Source organism: Accumulibacter sp. (assembly GCF_036625195.1).
Lineage (GTDB): Bacteria > Pseudomonadota > Gammaproteobacteria > Burkholderiales > Rhodocyclaceae > Accumulibacter.
Map to the genome: position 1 here is coordinate 2,358,140 of NZ_JAZKUG010000001.1, position 18,116 is coordinate 2,376,255.

At 68.9% G+C, this 18,116-nt stretch carries 19 protein-coding genes and 1 pseudogene; 2 read left to right on the forward strand and 18 right to left on the reverse strand.

What is annotated here, in order from left to right; translation table 11 throughout:
• Positions 1 to 273 precede the first annotated feature (273 nt).
• Entirely contained in the window at positions 274 to 1,833 is a 1,560-nt protein-coding gene (cimA, locus tag V5B60_RS10405; RefSeq protein WP_332346933.1) for a citramalate synthase, read from the forward strand.
• Between the two features lie 67 nt (positions 1,834 to 1,900).
• Positions 1,901 to 2,959: a 3-isopropylmalate dehydrogenase gene (gene leuB / locus V5B60_RS10410; RefSeq protein WP_332346934.1), complete on the forward strand. Its 1,059-nt coding sequence runs from the start codon at positions 1,901 to 1,903 to the stop codon at positions 2,957 to 2,959.
• A gap of 305 nt (positions 2,960 to 3,264) precedes the next feature.
• Here leuB and V5B60_RS10415 read toward each other — a convergent pair whose 3' ends face one another.
• The 18 genes and pseudogenes from V5B60_RS10415 to V5B60_RS10495 form a co-directional block, all read right to left on the reverse strand.
• A complete protein-coding gene (locus V5B60_RS10415) occupies positions 3,265 to 4,047 on the reverse strand; it encodes a PEP-CTERM sorting domain-containing protein (RefSeq protein ID WP_332346935.1) in 783 nt (260 codons plus the stop codon).
• Between the two features lie 303 nt (positions 4,048 to 4,350).
• Positions 4,351 to 4,497: pseudogene (locus V5B60_RS22205) on the reverse strand (transglutaminase); the annotation flags it as partial.
• A gap of 210 nt (positions 4,498 to 4,707) precedes the next feature.
• Positions 4,708 to 4,905 carry a PEP-CTERM sorting domain-containing protein gene (locus V5B60_RS10420; protein WP_332346936.1) on the reverse strand — a complete coding sequence of 66 codons (198 nt, stop codon included), beginning with the start codon at positions 4,903 to 4,905 and terminating at the stop codon, positions 4,708 to 4,710.
• 339 nt (positions 4,906 to 5,244) lie between these two features.
• Positions 5,245 to 6,345: a transglutaminase-like domain-containing protein gene (locus tag V5B60_RS10425; RefSeq protein ID WP_332346937.1), complete on the reverse strand. Its 1,101-nt coding sequence runs from the start codon at positions 6,343 to 6,345 to the stop codon at positions 5,245 to 5,247.
• 210 nt (positions 6,346 to 6,555) lie between these two features.
• A complete protein-coding gene (locus V5B60_RS10430) occupies positions 6,556 to 7,044 on the reverse strand; it encodes a TlpA family protein disulfide reductase (RefSeq protein ID WP_332346938.1) in 489 nt (162 codons plus the stop codon).
• 624 nt (positions 7,045 to 7,668) lie between these two features.
• Positions 7,669 to 8,646, reverse strand: a complete 978-nt coding sequence (cobJ, locus tag V5B60_RS10435; RefSeq protein WP_434735322.1) for a precorrin-3B C(17)-methyltransferase — start codon at positions 8,644 to 8,646, stop codon at positions 7,669 to 7,671.
• Positions 8,643 to 9,065, reverse strand: coding sequence for a cobalamin biosynthesis protein (locus tag V5B60_RS10440; protein WP_332346939.1), 423 nt, complete (start codon positions 9,063 to 9,065; stop codon positions 8,643 to 8,645). Before V5B60_RS10440 ends, cobJ begins: the two co-directional genes overlap by 4 nt.
• On the reverse strand, positions 9,062 to 9,799 hold the full coding sequence (locus V5B60_RS10445) for a cobalamin biosynthesis central domain-containing protein (protein ID WP_332350528.1): 738 nt from the start codon (positions 9,797 to 9,799) through the stop codon (positions 9,062 to 9,064). Before V5B60_RS10445 ends, V5B60_RS10440 begins: the two co-directional genes overlap by 4 nt.
• 25 nt (positions 9,800 to 9,824) lie before the next feature.
• The gene (cobI, locus tag V5B60_RS10450; RefSeq protein ID WP_332346940.1) at positions 9,825 to 10,622 is read right to left on the reverse strand and encodes a precorrin-2 C(20)-methyltransferase; all 798 of its coding nucleotides are present in this window, start codon (positions 10,620 to 10,622) and stop codon (positions 9,825 to 9,827) included.
• Entirely contained in the window at positions 10,619 to 11,929 is a 1,311-nt protein-coding gene (cbiE, locus tag V5B60_RS10455) for a precorrin-6y C5,15-methyltransferase (decarboxylating) subunit CbiE (RefSeq protein WP_332346941.1), read from the reverse strand. The genes cobI and cbiE overlap by 4 nt, the downstream gene beginning before the upstream one ends.
• The gene (locus V5B60_RS10460) at positions 11,916 to 13,058 is read right to left on the reverse strand and encodes a cobalt-precorrin-5B (C(1))-methyltransferase (protein WP_332346942.1); all 1,143 of its coding nucleotides are present in this window, start codon (positions 13,056 to 13,058) and stop codon (positions 11,916 to 11,918) included. The genes cbiE and V5B60_RS10460 overlap by 14 nt, the downstream gene beginning before the upstream one ends.
• The gene (locus tag V5B60_RS10465; RefSeq protein WP_332346943.1) at positions 13,055 to 13,732 is read right to left on the reverse strand and encodes a precorrin-8X methylmutase; all 678 of its coding nucleotides are present in this window, start codon (positions 13,730 to 13,732) and stop codon (positions 13,055 to 13,057) included. Before V5B60_RS10465 ends, V5B60_RS10460 begins: the two co-directional genes overlap by 4 nt.
• 15 nt (positions 13,733 to 13,747) lie before the next feature.
• A complete protein-coding gene (locus V5B60_RS10470) occupies positions 13,748 to 14,677 on the reverse strand; it encodes a sirohydrochlorin chelatase (RefSeq protein WP_332346944.1) in 930 nt (309 codons plus the stop codon).
• Entirely contained in the window at positions 14,674 to 15,462 is a 789-nt protein-coding gene (gene cobM / locus V5B60_RS10475) for a precorrin-4 C(11)-methyltransferase (protein ID WP_332346945.1), read from the reverse strand. Before cobM ends, V5B60_RS10470 begins: the two co-directional genes overlap by 4 nt.
• Entirely contained in the window at positions 15,462 to 16,355 is an 894-nt protein-coding gene (locus tag V5B60_RS10480; protein ID WP_332346946.1) for an energy-coupling factor ABC transporter ATP-binding protein, read from the reverse strand. Before V5B60_RS10480 ends, cobM begins: the two co-directional genes overlap by 1 nt.
• The gene (gene cbiQ / locus V5B60_RS10485) at positions 16,355 to 17,098 is read right to left on the reverse strand and encodes a cobalt ECF transporter T component CbiQ (RefSeq protein ID WP_332346947.1); all 744 of its coding nucleotides are present in this window, start codon (positions 17,096 to 17,098) and stop codon (positions 16,355 to 16,357) included. The genes V5B60_RS10480 and cbiQ overlap by 1 nt, the downstream gene beginning before the upstream one ends.
• Positions 17,088 to 17,429, reverse strand: coding sequence for an energy-coupling factor ABC transporter substrate-binding protein (locus V5B60_RS10490; RefSeq protein ID WP_332346948.1), 342 nt, complete (start codon positions 17,427 to 17,429; stop codon positions 17,088 to 17,090). The genes cbiQ and V5B60_RS10490 overlap by 11 nt, the downstream gene beginning before the upstream one ends.
• On the reverse strand, positions 17,426 to 18,103 hold the full coding sequence (locus V5B60_RS10495) for an energy-coupling factor ABC transporter permease (protein WP_332346949.1): 678 nt from the start codon (positions 18,101 to 18,103) through the stop codon (positions 17,426 to 17,428). Before V5B60_RS10495 ends, V5B60_RS10490 begins: the two co-directional genes overlap by 4 nt.
• Positions 18,104 to 18,116: the final 13 nt, after the last annotated feature.

Below are 18,116 nucleotides of genomic sequence, written 5' to 3' on the forward strand. Positions count from 1 at the left end.
TTGCCGGCTATCGCCAATCGGCAAAGCATGGGAAAATCCGCATCCGCGCCGATCCGCACGAAGCTGCCGCAGGGAGCAGCCAGAAAACGGGTCGCTGCGCGTGCCATGATCTCCGGCCATCGGCCGCGAGTCGCGGTTCTTCCCACTGTCACCGACTGCTCATGTCAACAACACTCTGCAACAAGACCTGTCTTCTCAACGGCGTCGACGAGCTGGGTGACATTGTCGGCTGCGCGGCCGAAATTGCCGCCTTCGAGGCCCGGAGCTGAGCTGATGCCTGCCGTCCAGATTTACGACACCACCCTGCGCGATGGGACCCAGAGCGAGGGCTTTTCCCTGTCCGGTCACAGCAAGATCCGCCTCGCGCAGCGGCTGGACGATCTCGGTGTGGCCTTCATCGAGGGGGGCTGGCCCGGCTCGAATCCCGAGGACGCCGAGTTCTTCGAGCGGGCGCGTGACATCGAATGGAAGAACGCGCTGATCACGGCCTTCGGCTCGACCTGCCGGGTCAAGGGCGGTCCAGAAGAGGACGCCAATATCCGCGCGCTGCTCGACGCACGGACCCAAGTGTGCACGATCTTCGGCAAGACCTGGACGCTGCACGTGACCGACGTCCTGCTGACGACGCTCGACGACAACCTGCGCATCATCGAACAGTCGGTCGCCTACCTGCGCGCAGCCGGCCGGCGCGTCATCTATGACGCCGAGCACTTCTTCGACGGCTATCGGGCCGATCCGCTGTACGCGCTGGCGACGCTGCAGGCGGCGATTCGCGGTGGTGCCGAGACGGTCGTCCTCTGCGACACCAACGGCGGCAGCATGCCGTGGGAGGTCGAGAAGACGATCGGCGAGATGCGAGACTCGATCGCTCACCCGTTCGGCATCCATACCCACAACGACGGCGACTGTGCGGTGATCAACGCGCTGACGGCTGTGCGACTGGGTGCGGTGCAGGTGCAGGGAACGATCAACGGCGTCGGCGAACGTTGCGGCAACGCCAACCTGTGCTCGGTGATGGCCAACCTGGAGCTCAAGATGGGGCGCCGCTGCCTGCCGGAAGGCCGTCTGCAGAAGTTGTACGAGCTGTCGCACGTGGTCGACGAGGTGGCCAACATCGCGCCCAACGACCACCTGCCGTACGTCGGCCGGAGCGCCTTTGCGCACAAGGGCGGCGTCCATGTCGCGGCGATGCGCCGCTCGGAGCAGTCGTACCAGCATGTCGCGCCGGAACGGGTCGGCAACCGCATGCGGGTCGTCGTCTCGGCGCTTTCCGGGCGCGCCAACATCCTCAGCAAGGCCGAGGAACACGGTGTCGACGTCGCCAGCGTCGACGACGTCGTCGGCGTGCTCAACGAGGTCAAGGAACTCGAGGCACGCGGCTTCTCCTTCGAAGCCGCCGAGGCGTCGGTCGCCATGATGCTCAAGCGGCAGCAACCGGACTACGCGGCGCCGTTCGAGCTGGTCGATTTCCTGGTCAACGTCGAGCACCGACAGGGCCGCGGCATCTTCGCCGAGGCGATGGTCAAGGTGAAGGTGAATGGCGAGGTGCTGCACACCGCCGCCGAGGGCAACGGCCCGGTGAACGCCCTCGACATCGCCTTGCGCAAGGCGCTGCTCGGGCACTACCCGGAGATCGCCAGCTTCCATCTGGCGGACTACAAGGTCCGCATCCTGGACGGTCGCGACGGCACGCAGGCGATCACCCGCGTGCTGATCGACACCCGTAGTGCCGACAGGGTCTGGAGTACGGTCGGTGCCAGCGCCAACATCATCGAGGCATCGTGGCAGGCGCTGGTCGATGCCGTCGAGTATGGCCTGTCGGTGGCGCAATGATTGCGTTGCCCTTGGCCCGCTCGTGTCCCGGCGCAGTGCTGTCGCGCCACCGTGAAATGGAAAAATCATGAAAGCAAAAATCGTATTGCTCCCCGGTGACGGGATCGGCCCGGAAGTGGTCCGCGAAGCCGTCCGCGTCCTCGACACCGTTGCCGGCCGCTACGGGCACCACTGGGATTACCAGGAATGCCTGATGGGCGGCTGTTCGATCGACCGTTTCGGCTCGTCGCTGACCGACGAGACGCTGGCCGACTGCCAGGCCGCCGATGCCGTCCTGCTCGGCGCCGTCGGCGGGCCGAAATGGGATGATCCGGCGGCGAAGGATCGCCCCGAGCGGGGACTCCTCGCGCTGCGCAAGGGACTCGGCGTCTTCGCCAACCTGCGGCCGGTGAAGGTGCATCCGGCGCTGATCGATTCCTCGCCGCTGAAGCCGGAAAAGCTGCGTGGCGTCGATATCCTCGTCATTCGCGAGTTGACCGGCGGCCTCTATTTCGGCTGGCCGAAGGGCCGTGACCGCAAGGACGGCCGCGAGCGCGCCGTCGACACCCTCGAGTACTACGATTACGAGGTCCGCCGGGTGATGGAACTGGCTTTCGATCTCGCCAGGGGTCGCCAGCGCAGGCTCACTTCGGTGGACAAGGCGAACGTCCTCGAATCGTCGCGGCTCTGGCGGCAGATCGCCGTCGAGGTCGCCGCGGCGAACCCGGAAATCGCCCTCGAGCACGTCCTCGTCGATACCGCCGCCATGCGCCTGATCACCGGCCCGGCGGCGCTGGACGTGGTGGTGACGGAGAACATGTTCGGCGACATCCTGACCGACGAAGCCTCGGTGCTCGCCGGCTCGATGGGCATGCTGCCCTCCGCCAGCCTTGGCCAGGGCCGCGTCGGCCTCTACGAGCCGATCCACGGTTCGGCGCCCGACATCGCCGGCAAGGGCATTGCCAACCCGATTGGCATGATCCTGTCCACCGCAATGCTGCTGCGTCACTCGCTGGCGCTGGAGGCGGAGGCTGCCGCCATCGAACAGGCAGTCGACGCCACCATCAGCGCCGGCGCCCGCACCGCCGACCTTGGCGGCAGCCTGGGCACGAGCGCGATGGCCGACGAGATCATCAGCCGCCTCTGATTCGGCGAATCTGGGGGCACAGCCGGAGAACATCTTTCGCCCGACCGAACGCGGGCAGCCAGATGGCGTGTGTGCTGTGGTGCGCCGGACACTGCAATTCCCGGCGACCGCCGTGATTCTTGCGGACTGTGACACGGCGTTTGCCTCGCCCGACGTTCGTCGCTCGCCGGCGAGCGACATGCCAAACGAAAGCGGCGCGAACGGTCTGACCGATTCGCGCCGCTTGACAACAGGATGGAAACCGCGGGTCCGCGCAGCGCGGCCCATTCAGCTGCGCAAGGTTCAGCGGCTCAATTCATATACTGTCACCGATTTGCACTTGCCGACCAACGGCCGCGCGCGGCGAGACCGGCGAATGCGATACCGAGCAGGGCCAGCGAACCCGGTTCCGGAATGTCGTTGGTCGTGTTGATGCTGATCAGGATCCGGTCCAGGCCGAAGGACTCGTCGCCTCCGTCAATGGTTCCGCCCTGCCAGCCGCTGCCGCTGGCGAAAAACTCGACAATGACGGAACTTGCGCTGTGCGGGATGTTGAGCAAGGCGTTGCTGCCCGTGAAGTCGTAGGCCGAGTCGTTCCACCCGGGGCTGAAGCCGAGATTCGAGCCAAAGCTCATCTGGTTGGCGGTCGACGCCGACTGGTCGCTGGTCAAGAAATTGTCATAGGTGTGCGCATAGACCGACACACCATCCACCGTGATGTTGAAGACATCCGGAGGAACTGAACCGCCGGCTGTGGTCGACCCGTCCCAGCTGTCGATGATCGCCAGCAGGAAGCTCAGGTTCAGACTGCTGTGTGCCGGCAAGTTGCTGGCGGTGAACGTGGACGGGCCGGCCGGATCGCCCCCCGCGAAGTCATGAACCATGAAGCTGTTGAAGCCGATAGCCTGATAACCGGCCGGAGTCGTGGCCGCGAGGTTCCCACCGCCAATCGGGACACTGGCCGTGCAGGGAAAGAAGCTGCAGGTCAGGCCGCCGGAACTGAAACCCAAGGCGTTTACGGTCGCGGCATGAGCGGGGACGGTGGCGATCGAGGCCGCGAAGATGCCGATCGCGGCAAGCATCGCTGCGAGGTGTTTTCCTGCTGTCATGGTAGTCTCCGTGGTCGGTGTCAATCGGGAGCATCTTGTCCGAACTATACAAAGCACGAATCATGCTATATCGGCAAGTCACTGATTCTTGGCGTATCTGAAAGAAACCTCGCAGCTTTCTGTAAGAAAATCCGACACGTTGATTCCCTTGGCGGGGCATTCTTCGTGGTCAGGACATCGAGCCGGTTTGCCTCGACCCTTGTCCGTGCGGTTGCTCCTGCGAGTGGGGGGCGCGAAATCAGGCGACAGCATGTCTGACGATACAGAGCGCCAGTATCCGGCTGCCATCGAGCGGCGCCGTTCTCAGGCCGTAGCTTCGCGCGAGCTGATGCGGTAGCGGAAGCTTTCCGGGTCGAGGCTGTCGAAGCGGCCGTTGGCGTTCTCGCCCTGTGGATACATCAGGAAGGGAATCTTCGACCCGATTGAGCCGGGGAGGCTGATGTCGTGCGCGGTGTGGTCGACGACACACTCGTAGATGGCGCGTGCCTTGTCGATGTCGCTGCGCGCGCCACGGGGGATCTCGCTCGCTGTCCGGCGGACGATGCCGTCGGTTGACAGCAGCTGCTTCGGACCGGTGTAGAGCTTGAGCGCCGCCCTGTCGAGACGATCAACGGACGGCGCAATTTCCTATACTGTCACTGTTTTTCGCAAGCCTTGCGCTTATCGCTGCCGCCTGCGCGTTGCCGCCAGACCGGAGAGGCCGAGGCCGAGCAGCGCGAGCGCACCGGGTTCGGGGACGGCGGCGGCTGTCACCTGAAGATTGTCGATGACAGTGGCCGTTACGCTCGTCGCAGCGAGCGTGACCCGCAACTCGTCGATCGGCGTACCGGCCAGTGGCATTTTGGGGGACAGTGGCATTTTGGGGGACAGTATATTCAATTCCGAACGCCAACGCCGCTCGCCTGGATGCTCGTCACTGCGTGTGATCCGGCGGAGTGGGGGGGTCGGCGACAGAACGGTATCTTGGAGCGCGAACGGTGCCAGAGATGCAGACACCGTCGCCGTTGCTGGCGCGGCCCATGCCGCGCACCGTCTCCCACCAGGAGCACCACCAGGCAAGTGAAGCATGCGGCGTACTTTTGAAATTCCTGCGATCTGGGGTGCTCAGAGTGGAACAGGCTGCGGAAACAGTTGTGCTTCATCGGGATTTCGAGAATCTCAGGTCAGCGTGGTCGCCATTACCGACCTGCGCCATGATCACGCTGCCACTTCGCGCGAGCTGATGCGGTAGCGGAAGCTCTCCGGGTCGAGGCTGTCGAAGCGGCCGTTGGCGTTCTCCCCCTGGGGATACATCAGGAAGGGAATCTTCGGCCCGCTCGAGCCGGGGAGTCTGATGTCGTGCGCGGTGTTGTACGCCAGCCAGTTCATCTCCCAGGTGCCGAAGAGCTTCCTGCGGACGGCGACGACGACTTCGTCCTGCAGTGTGAGCCCGGGCTTTTCCTCGAGAACCACCTTGCGCACGTCGGCCGGATCGACCGGCACCCAGCCGAAGTCCGCCAGCCAGACTTCGGCGCGGCAATGCTGCGCCTTGCTGATCTCGCCGGACTTGCCGAGGCTCCTGTAGCCGAAGCGCGAATCGGCGATGCGGATGCCGTATACGTCCCGCGCCGGCAGTCCGGCGGCGCGCGCGAGGCCGACGTAGAGCGCGTTGAGGTCGGCGCATTTGCCGCTGAGGTCACCGCTCTCGAGCATCGCGCGGATGTCGCCGACGCCGCAGCCGCGGGTCTTCGGGTTGCGGGCGGTGTGGTCGACGACCCACTCGTAAATGGCGCGCGCCTTGTCGATGTCGCTGCGCGCGCCACGGGTGATCTCGCTCGCTGTGCGGCGGACGATGCCGTCGGTTGGCAGCAGCTCGGTCGGCCCGGTGTAAAGCCTGAGCGCCGCCCCGTCGAGAGGCTTCACCGGGCCGGGCTGGCTGAAGTCGATCGCGCGGTCGCGGGTAGCGATGCGGCTGGTCACCTCGACGACCGGTGCACCGGCTGCGGCGTCCCATGTGGCGACGAGCATCTCTACGCCGTAAACCGGGTCGCGCGCGATCTGCATGGTCGCCGCGTTGCCCTGCCAGAGGTTGCCCATCGGCCTGATCCAGGCGGCTTCATCGAGCGAGGGCAACGGCAGCCAGACGCGTGTCTCGCTCCCGCCGCGGGCGACTTCGGCGCGCATGTTGACTTCGAAGACTCGCCAGCCGTTGGCCGGGTCGGGGTCGAAGAACTCTTGTTCGGCGCGCGCCGGCCGCCAGGCAGCAGAGCCGGCGATGCTGAAGAGGGTGGCGGTCTTGAGGAAATCACGACGATCCATGATGGGTCTCCTGAGTGGGTGAACGGACCGGTCGCCGCAGCGACGCACGGGGAACCGGGCGGTTTCTGGCGAGCGCGCTGCGGTCGGGCGACGTCGCGGGTTCGCGAGGACTGGGCAATGCGCGCGGGGCGATGGCTCTACCGGTGCGGTCGAGCGCCCGCCGACGGCGTCCACGCGCCGGTGGCCGGCACCCTCGCCACAGGGCGCGCTTCATCGCGGCGGCCGCTCGAGGACGCTGCGCAAGCGCCGGCTGACGGCCGCCGAATGCCAGTCGATGGCCCCCTCGGCGCGCAGGCGGGTGCGGTGCTGGTGGTCCAGGACGAGGGTGGTCGGCAGCAAGCGGATGCCCAAGGTGCGGCTGAGTTGCTGTTCGCGATCGTCGATCACCGGCAGGTCGATGGCGTGTGCCGTCAGGAATGCGTCGAGCCGTGCCCGCTGATCGGCGACGGCGACGGTCAGCACGGCCAGCCGCTGCTCGCGCCAGCGAGCGCCGAGCTGCTGCAGCGCCGGCATCTCGTCGCGGCAGGGCTCGCACCAGGAGGCCCAGAAGTTGATGATCACCGGGCGGCCGGCAAGCGCAGCCAGTTGGGCAGCGAGTGAGGTTCCGGCGGCGGCCGCCGGCAGCGGGCGTGCCGGCACAGCGCGTAGTTCGGCTGCGGCTGCGGCCTGGGTGAGCGCACAGGCGAGCAGCAGGAGCATGCGGCAGCCGCTCCGGGCCCGGCGCCGGACGGGCGACAGGACGGCGCGGCGCATCAGGGGCGCTGCAGTGGTGATCGACTTCTCCCGATTTCATCAACCGTCGCGAGGCGGAAGCCCTCGCGACTTACGGTGCCACTCGTGGCCGACGACTCGCCGGCGCTATTGATGGCGGTAACGCAGACCGCCAAGGGCCGAATTATCGCATGCACGGCAGCGCCGGCGGGCGCCGCCGAGCCAGGACTGCTGGTGGCCGCCGGTTGCCCGCAGCGGCGAAGCGGATTTCGCTCTTCCGCTACGTCCAATTCAGTGACAGTATATGAAATTTTCTTTCGCCGACGATCGCGCCCTGATCGCCGGCGTCGCTCGGCCACCGGCTGACCGGCTTGGTTTTGATTCAGCTGCTCGGCGCGAGCCTTTCCGGGAGCAGAAGCCCCCGGGATCAAGGCAGTCGAAACGGCTGCCAGCGCTTTTCATCTGTGTGCACAGCCTTGCAGGCGCGATCGAAACAGAAACCTGGGCGCCGCGGACGCCGCTATTGGGGTTGGCTTGCACGGCGCCTGGCAGTCACGGCGGCGCAATTCATATACTGTCACCGTATTGCCAGATCGGCTGGCGCTGTGCGCCTCAGTCCGCCGCTTCGTCGAGCGGCGTGTCGAGTACCGACTGGATGTAGTCGGCCGGCAGGCGGTATTCGCGCGCCAGATCGGCGGCCGAGCGACCGCTCTGCTGGATCGTCTCGATCCAGCCGTCGAGTCCGGTCGACAGCGAGCGGCCGGCCTGCTCGCCGTCGCGCGTGGCGCGCTCGCCGTCCTCGACGGCGTACTTGTTGGCGTAGCCGCGTGGCGTGATCATCAGCCCGTCGCGGACGAAGGTGTTCGAGTTGCCGATCAGTACCGTCGTCAGCATCCCGATGTCGGCGTCGCCCATTCGCTCGAGGGTGCTGAACTCGACCCGCTGCTTCGGCCGGTAGGCCGACTTGACGATCGCCACCGGCGTTTGCGGATCGCGGTGACGCAGGAAGATGCGCTGCGCCTCGGCGATCTGCCGCGTCCGTCGCCCGCTCTTCGGGTTGTACAGGGCGACGACGAAATCGGCGTAGGCGACGGCGTCGAGGCGGCGGGCGATCGTCGGCCAGGGTGTCAGCAAATCGGAGAGCGAGATGGCGCAGAAATCGTGCGTCAGCGGTGCGCCGACGAGCGCGGCACAGGTGTTGAGTGCCGAGGCGCCGGGGATGATTTCGACCTCGATCGCCGATTCGGGGGTCCAGCCGGCGTCGAAGAGCACTTCGAAGGTCGGTCCGGCCATGCCGTACACGCCGGCGTCGCCGGAGGAGACGATCGCCACCTTGCGGCCCTGGCGGGCGCGGTCGAGCGCCTCGATGGCGCGATCGAGTTCCTCGGTCATCGATTTGCGGATCACCTCCTTGCCGGCCAGCAGGTCAGCGACGAGGCGGATGTAGGTGGTGTAGCCGATTACCGTGTCGGCTTCGGCGATCGCCGCGCGCGCGCGCGCGGTCAGGTGGCCGAGGCTGCCGGGTCCGAGGCCGACGAGCATGATCTTGCCTGTCGGCATGGCGGTTGCGGTGGGGGCGTCTGGCGTCATGCGGGGATCCTGGCGATGGAGACGGTGGCGTTGCGGCCGTCGGCGCCGCGCAGCTTGTGCTTTTCGACGAGCAGGTGGCGGCAGTCGGCGCCGGCGGCGAGCAGGGCCGCCGCCTCCGAGACCGACGGCGTGCCGGTGTGCCGGCGGACGGTCTCCGACGGGTTGGGAACCTCGACGGCGGCGAGTTCGCTGGCCGGGTGGAAGACGATCGTCCAGCCGTTGTCGCGTGCCACGGCCGCCAGTCCGGCTTCGCCGGCCTTGAGGTCGATCGAGGCGACGGCGCGCACGTCGGCGAGTCCGCCGCCGCAGGCGGCGAGGGCTTCGGCGATCGCCTGCGCGATCGTTGTCGCCGGGGTGCCGCGGTCGCAGCCGAGTCCAAGCGCCAGCGGCGGCGCCATGTTTGCCGGCGGCGTCGTCATGCCGGCGGACGGTAGGTGACGCAGCGGCCGGCCAGGCGCGCGGCGAGGGCGGCGGGCATGATGCGGCGGCTGATCCAGAGCACGGCGGCGAAGTCGTCGAGGGTGACCTCCTCGAGCCGCTCGAAGCGCACGACGTTGGCCGGCAGCGGCCCGTCGCGGCCGTTGGCATGATGGACCCACCAGTCCCCGTCGCCCGCCTCCTGCACCAGCGCCACCGGCTCGTCGTTGACCATCGCGGCGCTGCAATGCACCAGTTCACCGTGTGTCGCCGCGAGCTCCCAGCCGAGTTCGCGGCCGAGCAGGTCGACGGCGATCGTCGCGCGGGCGTCCGATGCGGTGGTCAGCACGGCGGTCGCGCCGAGCGCGGTGGCGAGGTGGCCGGCGAGCGCGTTGGCGCCGCCGAGGTGGCCCGAGAGTACCGGAATTGCGAAACGGCCGGCCTCGTCGACGACGACGACCGCCGGGTCAGCCTCCTTGCCTTGCAGGTGCGGCGCGATCAGGCGGACGACGGCACCAAGCGAGACGATGGCGACGATGCCGTCGAAGGCGGCGAAGAGCGCCGGCACCTGGTCGCCGACCTTGCCTTCGTAGCACTGCGCGGCATCTCCGGCGGCGTTCGCGGCTTCACCACGGAACTTCGCCGGCGCGAAGAGGCGGGCGCCGGGCAGGGCGGCGACCACGCGCCCGGCGAGCGCGATGCCGTGGCGCGTGATGGCGACGACGGCGATCCTCATCGCCGCAGGCCCCGGCTGGTGGCCATCAGTTGCCGGCAGCGGCGGCAGCCGCGGCTTCCTGGCGACTGCGGCAGCCACGCCGTAGTTCGCCGCGCTGCCGCTTCGGGTTCTGCACCAGCAACAGCGACAGGTAATTGGCCTTGCTGCCGCGGAGGCTGGCGAGGTCGCGCACGACACGCTCGTCGGGCGAACCGACCTTCTCGATGAAGCACGAGGTGGCGAGCAGCTCGCGCCGGGCCAGCAGTTCAATGATCTCGTCGAGCAGCGGCTTGACCTTGAGCAGCGCCAGCGTGTCGAACTCGTCGAGCAGGTGGTCGATGACCTCGACGCCGTAAGCGGCCGGAATGATGGCGAAGGTCTCGTCCTCCTCGGCGAGCGTCGTGCCGGTCGCTGCCGCAGCGGCGGCGAACGAGGAGACGCCGGGAATCGTCTCGACCTCGACCTGCGGCGCGAGTTCGCGGACGACGCGCGCGAGGTGGCCGAAGGTCGAGAAGGTCGAGGCGTCGCCTTCGACCAGAAAGAGCAGGTCGCGGCCCTCGGCGAGCAGTTCGACGGTGCGCACCGCGGCGCGGGCCCAGGCCTTGCCGAGGATCTCCGGGTCGCGGGTCATCGGGAAGACGAGTTGCTCGGCATCGGCCGGGACAGACAGGCCGCCGCGCTCGACGATGGCCAGCGCGTAGGATGACTCCTCGGCCTTCTTCACCGGATACAGCCACCGGGCGTCGGACTGCAGCGCCGCCCAGGCGCGGCGGGTGATCATCCCGGGGTCGCCGGGGCCGAGCGAGGCGCCGATCAGTTTGCCGAAGCGGGGGATTTCGGTCATGCGCTTTCCTTTCCAGGGTTGCGGGCGGTGACGATCCAGACCGGGTTCTGCGCCGCCAGCCGGTGCAGGCCGAGGATCGGCTGGCTGCGGCTGGTCTGCAGCTGGACGACCTGCCAGTCGGCGCCGCCAGCCTGCAGGGTGCTGGTCGCGGTGGCCAGGTTCTCGAGGGTGACGAAGTTCATCACCAGCCGGCCGCCGGGTCGCAGGCGGCCGAGGATGAGGTGGATCAGTTCGCCGAGTTCGCCGCCGGAACCGCCGATGAACACCGCGTCCGGGTCGGGCCAGCCGGCGAGGCCGGCGGGCGCCCGCCCCTCGATCAGCGTGTAGTTGCCGGTGCGCAGGCGGGCGGCGTTGGCGCGCGCGATGGCGGCATCGGCGGCGTTCTTTTCGATCGCCCAGACATGGCCGTGCGGTGCCAGTCGCGCGCATTCGAGACCGACCGAGCCGGAGCCGGCGCCAATGTCCCAGACGGTCGCCGCTGCCGCCAGGCGCAGCTTGGCCAGCGACACGGCGCGCACCTCGAGCTTGGTGATCAGCCCGCTGGCCGGTGTGCGCTGCAGGTAGTCGTCGTCCTCGCGGCCGAACGCCGGCTCCGCCGACAATTCATCGCGCTCGACGAGGACGACGCTCGGTTCGGCGAAGTGCATCGTCGCTGCCGTCGCCGCCGACAGCCCGGGATGCAGCGTCTCGTCCGGCAGCAGCAGGCGGCTGGCGACCGACAGGCGCAACTCGTCGCCGTGGCCGACGGTGAGCAGCGCGCGCGCCAATCGCGCCGGGTCGTTGGCCGGGCTGGTGAAGACGAAGACGCGGCGGTGCAGGGCGATCGCCCGCAGCACCGGGTAGAGACCGTGGCCCGGCGTCGCGCCGACGATCCATTCGCCGGCATCCTGGCTGTGGCAGGATGCGATCTTCACGTCCTGCCAGGCCTTGCCGAAGCGCGCGCAGGCGATCTGCAGCGTCGATGGCGCCGGCAGCACGGTCACCGGCAGTCCGGGCAGGCGGTCGATCAGGCTGCTGCCGATGCCGTGGCAGAGCGGATCGCCGGTCGCCAGCACGGCGACGCTGCGGCCGGCGGCGAGGGCGTCGCGAATCCATCCCGGGCACTGCGCCAGCGCGCCGTCGAGCGGGCGCAGTTCGCAGTTCGCTGCCAGTTCCGGCCGTACGAGCTGCAGCGTCCGCTCGACGCCGATCACCAGCGCGGCGGCACGCAGGCAGTCGCGCGCGCTGCCGGAGAGGCCGTGCCAGCCGTCGTCGAGGATGCCGACGACGGTGCAGGTCGGCTGCGGTACCGGCTCAGAGGGCTTCATGTTCATCGACCCGGCAGATGAAGCGGCCCTCGAAGTCGCAGACCAGGATCGACAGCCGGTAGTCGCCCGGATACTGCTGCTTGAGGCTCCGCATGGCGCGGCCCGCCAGTTCACGGTGGAAGGGAACCGTCAGTCCGAGGACGGCGAGCTTCTCGGCGGCGAAACGGGCCGTCTCGGCGGCCCGGATGTCGGCGATCAGGTCGGCCGGCGCGGCGACGGCGCGCGCCGCTTCGGCGAGGATCTCGCGGTCCACCTCGGCCCGCCAGGCGTGGGTCACCGCCAGCCCCTGGCTCATCTTGGTCAGCTTGCCGACCATGGCGCCGACGTACACCTCGCGCATCCGGCGCTTGATGGCGGTGGCGAAGGCGGCCTTGACGAAATCGCCCATCTGCACGAAGCAGGCCTCGTCGAGGCCGGGCAACTGGCGCATGGCGAACTTCTCGCTGCGGCCGCCGGTGGTGAGGACGACGCTGCTCTGCCCCTGCGCGGCGGCGACATCGATCGCCTGCACGACGCTGGCGCGGAAGGCGGCGGTCGAGTACGGCCGGACGATGCCGGTCGTGCCGAGGATCGAGATGCCGTCGAGGATGCCCAGGCGGGCATTCAGCGTCTTCTTCGCCATCTCGTCGCCACCGGGAACCGAGATGCTGATCTCCAGGCCATCGACGGCGAGGATCTCGGCGGCGACGGCGCGCACGTTGTCGCGGATGTTCTGCTGCGGCACCGGGTTGATCGCCGGTCCGCCGACCGCCAGACCCAGCCCCTCGCGGGTGACGATGCCGACGCCGGGGCCGCCGCGCAGGCGGATCTCGCCGGCCAGTCGGGGCAGCCGGCGGACATCGGCGGTGAGGTGGGCGCCGTGCGTCGCGTCCGGGTCGTCGCCGGCGTCCTTGACCACCGCAGCATGGGCGACACGGGCGTTGCCCTCCCCCTCGACGCGGCCGTCGATGACGGCGAAGATCACTTCGCGGCCGTTCGGCAGCCGGCAGGTGATACTCGCTGGCACTTCGCCGGCGAGCAGTCCGCAGGTCGCGGCGCGCGCCGCAGCCGCCGAGCAGGCACCGGTGGTGAAACCGGTGCGGTTGCCGCGCGTGCGCCGGGTGTCGCCCTTGCGGATCTTTCCGCTCATGCCGCCCGTCGTCGCTGCGTCGCCTCGGCGAGCGAGAGCAGCGCATGGATGGCGGCGACGACCAGCGTCGAGCCGCCCTTGCGTCCCTTGATGGTGATCCACGGCACTTCGCCCAGCGTGCGCAGGAGATCCTTCGACTCGGCCGCCGCGACGAAACCGACCGGCATGCCGATGACCAGGGCCGGCCGCACGTCGTGCTCGCGGATCAGTCGCACGACCTCGATCAGCGCCGTCGGCGCATTGCCGATGGCGACGATGGCGCCGTCGAGTTCGCCGAGTCGCCACGCCTTGCGCATCGCCTGCACGGCGCGGGTCGTGTTCTCGGTGCGCGCCCGCTCGATGACGTCGGCGTCGGAGATGTAGTGCCGGGTGCTCAGTCCGAAGTGCTGCAGCCGGGGCGCGGAGAGGCCGACACAGATCATCTCGACATCGGCGACGATCGCCCGCGGGCCGTTGAGCATGGCGTCGAGGCCGGCGCGCATGGCATCCGGGTGGAAGGCGGCGAGGCCGTTGAACTCGAAGTCGGCGCTGGCGTGGATCATTCGCCGCACGAGGGGCCACTGCTCCGCGCTGTAGCCGTGCGCGCCGACCTCGGCGTCGATGATGGCGAAGGAATCGTGCTCGATGGCGCGGCCGGCGGCGGTGAGCTGTTCGGTGATGGCGTCGTTGGTCATGGCGTCTCCGGGTCTTCAGGCAGGTTTGTGGGAACAGCCGTGATGATGCGCATGCGGCGCAGGCTGTCCATGATCGTGATCATGCTCGAGCTGGCCGCCGCCGGTCGCGGTGTGACTGTGGTCGGGCAGGTGGCCGTCCTCGGCGAGCTCGCGATACTTGCAGCCATCGCACTCGAGCATGCGGCATTCGGGCAGGCCCTGGTCCTCGACCCGTGCGTCGAGCAGCGCGAAGATGCCGCGGTCGAAACCGAAATGCGTGCCGAGGGCGAAGGCGATCTGCGGGTACTGCCGCTGCAGGCGTTCGACCTGCTCCTTGATGCGCTCGATCAGCACGCCGGTGAACAGATAGACCGGGACGATGCAGATCTGCATCATCCCGAGGCGCGCCTGACGCTGCACGGCGGTCTCGAGTCGCGGCCAAGTGATGCCGGTGAACGCCAGGTCGACGAGTTCGTGCTCGTTCGCCTCGAAAATCCAGCGCGCCATCTTCGCCAGTTCGCCGTTGGCACCGGCATCCGACGAGCCGCGGCCGAGCAGGATGACGCCGGTGCTGCGTGGATCGGGCACCGCCAGCTGCTTCATCAGCCGCTCGAGCTGCGCCTGCAGGACCGTGAACAGCGGCCGCCCCATGCCGAGATGCGGCGTGACCGCGAAGTCGACCGCCGGGTGGCGCTGGCGGGCGCGCTCGAGCGCCGCCGGCAGCTCCATCTTGACGTGGCCGGCGGCATTGAGGATGAACGGGACGAGGAGGACGCGCCGCGTGTCGCGGGCGGCGCGATCGAGCCCTTCATCGAGCAGCACGTCGGCGTGCTCGATGAAGCACACCTCGATGCGCCAGTCGGGATGCTGCTCGCGCCACTGCGCGGCGAAATGCAGGGTCTCGCGGTTGCCGTCACGGTTGCGCGAACCGTGGCCGACGAGGAGGATGGTGGTATCCGATATCATGGCTTGGCCTCGCTGGCTTTGCGGAAGCGGTGGGAGAAGGACGGATCGTAGAGCTTGCTGCGTGCGAGGTCGGGCCAGTCGGCGGCACCCAGCGTCGGCGAGGCGATGATCATCGCCTGCGCGGCGATCCGTTCCGCCTGGCACTTCTGCTTGATGTCGGCGAGGGTGCCGCGGACGATCTTCTCCTCGCCCGGCCAGCTCGCCTTCTGCACCACCAGGATCGGCGCGTCCTCGGCCCAGCCGGCGGCGCGCAGCGCTTCCTGCACGCGGTGCAGCAGGGTGATCGAGAGGAAGATGCAGAGCGTCGTCCGGTGCGCGGCGAGCGCCTCGAGATCCTCGCCGGCCGGCATCGGCGTGCGCCCGGCGACGCGCGTCAGGATCACCGTCTGGGTGACTTCGGGCAGCGTCAGCGTCTCGCCGGCGGCGGCCGCCGCCGCCAGTGCCGACGATACGCCAGGGACCACCGCCCAGTCGATGCCTGCGGCGGTCAGTGGCCGCGTCATCTCGATCAGCGCGCCGTAGAGGCCGGGGTCGCCGGTCTGCAGGCGGACGACGGTAGCGTGCCGCGCCGCCTGCTCGAGCAGCCAGTCGGTCATCTCGGGCAGCGTCATATCCTTCGAATCGCGGATCGTGCAGCCGGCTGGGGCGAAGCGCGTCGCCGCCTGGTCGACCAGCGAGCCGGCGTAGAGGATGGCGCCGGCTTCCTCGAGCAGCAGGCGGCCCTTGACGGTGATCAGATCCGGGTCACCGGGGCCGGCGCCGACGAACCAGACCTTGCTGGCCATCAGGCGACGCTCCGTTGCCGGGCAGGCGGCGTTTCGTTCATCTTCGGTTCTCCTGCTTCCTTTTCGGCCAGCAATGCCAGCAACTGAGGGATGCCGCCGGGAACCGGTTCGGCCGGCAGTACGCCGCGCGCGACCAGCTGGCGGTGCAGGGCGACGACCGCTGGCAGCGGCTGGCCGGCGGCGTGCAGGGCCGCTGCCTGCTGCGGCAGCTCCGCCGCAGCGAACGAGGCGGTGCAGCGGCCGGCGGCCAGGAGATGGATGTCGTCGGCCCAGCGGTAGGCGAAATCGACGTCGTGCGTGGCGAGCACGATGCTGATGCCGCCCGCCGAGAGCTCGTCGAGGACGCGCAGCAACTCGTCCTGCATGCCGGGGTCGAGGCCGGCCATCGGCTCGTCGAGCAGCAGCAGCTCGGGTTGCATGGCGAGCACGCCGGCAATGCAGACGCGCTTCTTCTGGCCAAAGCTCAGATGATGCACCGGGCGCTCCGCCTGGTCCGCCATCCCGACCGCTGCCAGCGCCTGGGCCACCCGCGCACGTACGCCGTCTTCGTCGAGGTCGAGGTTGAGCGGTCCGAACGAGACGTCCTCGAAGACGCTGGCGGAGAAGAGCTGCCGCTCCGGATTCTGGAACACCAGCCCGACCCGCCGGCGAAGCGCCGCGAGGCCGCTGCGGCTGTAGTCGAGTGGGCAACCGTCGATGCGGATGCAGCCCGCCGAGGGCTGCAGTAGGCCGTTCAGGTGCAGCAGCAGCGTCGTCTTGCCGGAGCCGTTGGCGCCGAGCAGCGCATTGCGGCTGCCGCGGCGGATGCCCAGCGAACAGTCGTCGAGGCCGCGGCTGCCGTCAGCAAAGACGTGGCTGATGGTCTGCACGTCGAGCAGCAGTTCGTCGGCCATCAGCCGAGACCTACCGCGAAGAGGATCAGTGCGGCGCCGGCGACGATGGCGAGCAGCGTGTCACGCCCGGCATTGGCGAAGCCGGGAGAGAGGAAGCGCAGCGGTCCGCCGCCATTGCGCGCCAGCGCCGCGACGTGCAGCGCCTGCGCCCGTTGCCAGATCTGCACGGCGAGGTTGGCGACCAGCAGGCCGAGCGAGCGCCAGCCGTGGCGCAGCGAAGCGTAACCGAGGCGGGCGGACTGCGCGGTCAGCGTGTCGCGTACGGCTGCCGCGAGTACGAACAGCATGCGGTAACAGAGAACCATCAGGTCGAGCAGGACTTCCGGCACGCGCAGGCGGCGCAGCAGCCCGATCAGGTCCGGCAGCGGCGTCGTCAGCACGAGCAGTAGCAAGGCCGCCAGCGAGGCCAGCGAGCGGCCGGCAACGGTCGCGATGCGCGGCCCGGCGTCGGGCGCGAGCCCCCACGAAAGGTGGCCGGCGGCGTCGGTGCCGACGGCAACGAGCAGCGACACGCTGCCGAGGGTGAGAAAACCGACGGCCGGCGCGGCGACGCGCAGGTACACGCCGGCGTCGACGCGCGCCCCGAGCACGGTGGTCAGCGCCAGCAGCAGCGCGACGAAGGCGGCCGTCGCCGGCGTCGCGGCGACGAAGGCGGCGAGCAGCCCGGCCAGCGCGAGGCTGCCCTTGGCGGCGGGACTGACCCGTCGCCAGCGGTTGCCGTAGGCCGCCTGCTCAATCAGCACGGTCGCTGCATTCGTGCCCGCTTTGCCGGCGCATCTTCTCGCGGGTGACCGCTGAGCCCAGCCAATAACCGATGATGCCGGCGCCGATGGCGGCCTGCAGGGCGAAGAGCAGCGAGGCTATCTCGCCACTCGCCGGTTCGAGCAGCGGTGCAAACCATGGCTGGTAACCCGGGGCGATCTCCTCGATCGCTTTCTGCGCGACGCTGTCGGCACCGGCAAAGATCTCGCTCGGCTGGCCGTCCGGGCCGGCGGCCGGCCGCGGCACCAGCCACAGCGGCAACGCCGTCAGGAGCAGCACGGCGGCGATGAGCAACCAGTTTGTGCGCATCATGCCCGCAGCTCGCGACCGGCAAACAGCGGCATGCCTTTCAGCTCGTCTCGGTTGAAGCGCAGCAGGGCGTTGACCACCAGCACGCTCAGCAGTCCCTCGCTGATCGCCAGCGGAATCTGCGTGATGGCGAAGATGCCGGCGAACTTGGCGAACGAGGCAGCAAAGCCGCCAACCGGATCGGGAAAGGCCCACGCGAGCTGCAGCGAGGTCGTCACGTAGGTGGCGAGGTCAGCGACGCAGGTGGCGGCGAAGACGCAGACGGCGAGCGGCAGTTGCAGCCGGCGGCCGGCGCGGAAGAGCCCGGCAGCGACGAAGGAACCGACGATGGCCATCGAGAACAGGTTGGCGCCGAGTGTCGTGACACCGCCGTGCGCCAGCAGCAGCGCCTGGAACAGCAGGACGACGAGGCCGACCGGCACCATCGCCGTCGGCCCGAAGAGCAGCGCGCCGAGGCCGACGCCGGTCGGGTGCGAGCAGCTGCCGGTCACCGAGGGCAGCTTGAGTGCCGAGAGGACGAAGGAGAAGGCAGCGGCAACGCCGAGCAGCATGCGCTGCTCGGGCTGCTCGTGCAGCCGGCAGCGCAGCGAACGCACGCCGACGACGACGAACGGCGCCGACGCCAGGGTCCAGCCGACGGCGTGCTCGACCGGCAGGAAGCCTTCCATGATGTGCATCGCGTTCCCCCTT